The sequence below is a fragment of the Lentimicrobiaceae bacterium genome (assembly GCA_028697555.1).
GTDB lineage: Bacteria > Bacteroidota > Bacteroidia > Bacteroidales > UBA4417 > UBA4417.
The window spans coordinates 1-2,746 of the sequence record JAQVEX010000088.1 but is presented as its reverse complement, the minus strand read 5'-3'; the positions used below and the strand labels follow the sequence as shown (position 1 = coordinate 2,746).

The following is a 2,746-nucleotide window of genomic DNA, read 5'->3' as shown; positions in this document are numbered from 1 at the left end:
ATTTTCGGGAACCAACCACTAAATACTATATATAAATTAGGTAGTCCTAAATAATTTGCCAAATCTTCACTTTTAAATGTAACAGGTGCAGACGAACCTTCTAAAAACCTTCTGACAGGTAGCCAATCAGAGTACTTATACAAGCCGTATGAGTCGTCTTTAACATTTAATTGTTTATTTGCGTAAATTGCCCGTATCAATGAGGGTTCATCCACGGAAGGTTCGGATAACAACCAACCTGTATCTTCAAAAACATTTTTTGTTCTAAACGATTTTAATTTATAGTCTGTAGATACGTCGCGCATAGTAGTGTAATATTTAATAGATTATAAATTCACAGTTACAAAATTAACATTTCTAAAGGAAAATAAAACGGACTTTTAAAATAGTTACAAATTATTACACTTAGCTATTTATTATGGGTTCTGTTGATATGCAATTAGATAAAATATCATTATTGTCAGATATAATTTTGGTAAAAGACATCATCAATTGTTTATTTAGCTTTTAGCCATTAGCCGTTAGCTTTTGGTGATGAGTGATGAGTGATGAGTGATGAGTGATGAGTGATGAGTGGTTGGAAGTCGAAAGTCGGAAGACCGAAGACGGAAGACAGAAGTGTGAAGTGCGAAGTTTCGAGTTATGAGTCAGGAGTCAGGAGTTGTGAGATGGGAGACGGAAGTGGTAACATTTTCGGCACTTAGATACGCCTTCGGCACTCAGTGACCGAAAATGTCGAACCCGTAACACGCACCACGAAACACGAAACACGAAACACGCACCAGCCAAGAGCCAACAACCAAGAGCCAAGCGGTAAGCAATAAAAAAAACAAACACAAACTTTACTATATTGAGCAACTTGTGTACTTTTACAAACAAATAACACGACAAAATGGCTAAAACAATTGAAATAGAAAGGAAATTTATAGTCGATGGTGAATACAAAGACAAAGTTAGCAACAGTTACGATATAATTCAGGGTTACCTACATATTAGTACTGATATATCAATAAGAATAAGAATTTGCGGAGATAAAGCCAATATTAATATAAAGAAACCCATTAATGGTAGTTTGATAGAACGCGAAGAATGGGAAATAAATATAGATATAAACGATGCAAAGTCGCTTTTGTCTGCTTGCGATAAAGACAAATTAGTTGAAAAAACTCGCCACATAGTTAAAATTCAAAACCTTATTATAGAAGTTGATGAATTTAAAGGATTGAACAAGGACTTGGTTCTTGCAGAAATAGAACTCGACGACAAAAACGCTCACATACCTAACATAAGCTGGTTGGGTAAAGAAGTTAGCGAAGATATTAAATATACTAATGCTTACCTATCGGAGCACCCTTTTAGTACTTGGTAAACGACTTATAAATTATCAAAAATAAAGTTTACCTTTTTTGTATAAAGGTGATATGTTGTATTTCCACCATATATGCCATGATTTCTGTTGGTATATATTTGCATATCGAACTGAAAATTGGCTTGCACAAGCCTTTCGGCTAATTCCATAGCATTTTGCACATGAACGTTGTCATCGGCAGTGCCGTGACACATAAGGAACTTACCTTTGAAATCTTTAGCAAAATTCAATGGCGAATTGTCGTCGTATCCGTCGGGATTTTCCTGCGGAGTTCTCATAAATCTTTCGGTGTAAATATTATCGTAGTAACGCCAATTAGTTACCGGCGCGACAGCTATTCCCATTTTAAAAATTCCATCTCCTTTAGCCAAACACAACGAAGAAATATATCCGCCGAAACTCCAACCCCAAATTCCTATTCTATCGCCATCGACGAAAGGAAGAGTTTTAAGATATTTGGCAGTTTCTATTTGGTCTATTGTCTCGTACTTACCTAACTGCAAATAGGTACATTTGCGAAACTCCTCACCTCTTCCGCCAGTACCTCTGCCATCGACGCAAACAACAATATAATCATTGGCTGCAAGATAGTTTTCCCAATTAATAGCCCATTCGTCGAGAGCACTTTGAGAGTTAGGACCGCTGTATTGAGTCATAAATATCGGATATTTTTTGTTTGGATCGAAGTTGTACGGCTTCAATATCCAACCGTTTAATTCAACGTTTTCAGAAGTTTTGAAACTAAAAAACTCTCTGTACGATATTTCGTATTGATTTACCAATTGTTTTAATTCCACATTATCTTTGATAGTTCTGATTTTTTTGCCGTTTTTATCATACATTATAGATGTTGGCGGCACGTTGACAGAAGAGTGATTTAACAAAAAGTATTCGTAAGTAGCTGAAAAATAAGCATAGTTGTTACCATCAGCGACACTGATTTTTTTCATATTGCTACCGTCGAGATTAATTTGCAAGACTTCTCTTTGATAAGGATTTGGCAACGCTGCCTGAAAATACACAATTTTATCTTTTTGATTGCATCCGTAAAAATCGGTAACATCGAAATTACCTTCGGTTATTTTGTTTTTGAGCTTCCCATCCATTTTGTACAAATACAATTGAGCATACCCTTCTTTTTCGCTCATTATGATAAAGTGCTCGTTATCATCGAGAAACAAAATTTGGTCGAAATATTTTTCATCAATATAACGTTCATTTTTTTCGGTGTATAAATGACTTGTAGCTCCGGTATTGGGATTTGCAATCAAAATTTCTAAAAAGTTTTGCAATCTGTTTAACCTATACACAGCTAATTTTGCGTCATCGTTGGTAAACCTAACGCGTGGAATGTATTGGTCGGTTTCGGTTCCTACA

General features: G+C 35.5%; 3 protein-coding genes. 1 reads left to right on the top strand and 2 read right to left on the bottom strand.

Annotation, left to right across the window (positions count from 1 at the left end; translation table 11 throughout):
- On the bottom strand, positions 1–305 hold a 305-nt coding region (locus tag PHP31_09930), incomplete at its 3' end, for a cysteate synthase (GenBank protein ID MDD3739595.1).
- A 587-nt stretch (positions 306–892) separates the two neighbouring features.
- Between PHP31_09930 and PHP31_09925 the strand changes: the two genes are divergently transcribed.
- Positions 893–1,369: a CYTH domain-containing protein gene (locus PHP31_09925; protein MDD3739594.1), complete on the top strand. Its 477-nt coding sequence runs from the start codon at positions 893–895 to the stop codon at positions 1,367–1,369.
- 5 nt (positions 1,370–1,374) lie between these two features.
- Here the strand turns inward: PHP31_09925 and PHP31_09920 are convergent.
- Positions 1,375–2,746, bottom strand: a 1,372-nt coding sequence (locus PHP31_09920) for a prolyl oligopeptidase family serine peptidase (GenBank protein ID MDD3739593.1), incomplete at its 5' end; no start/stop codon positions are given.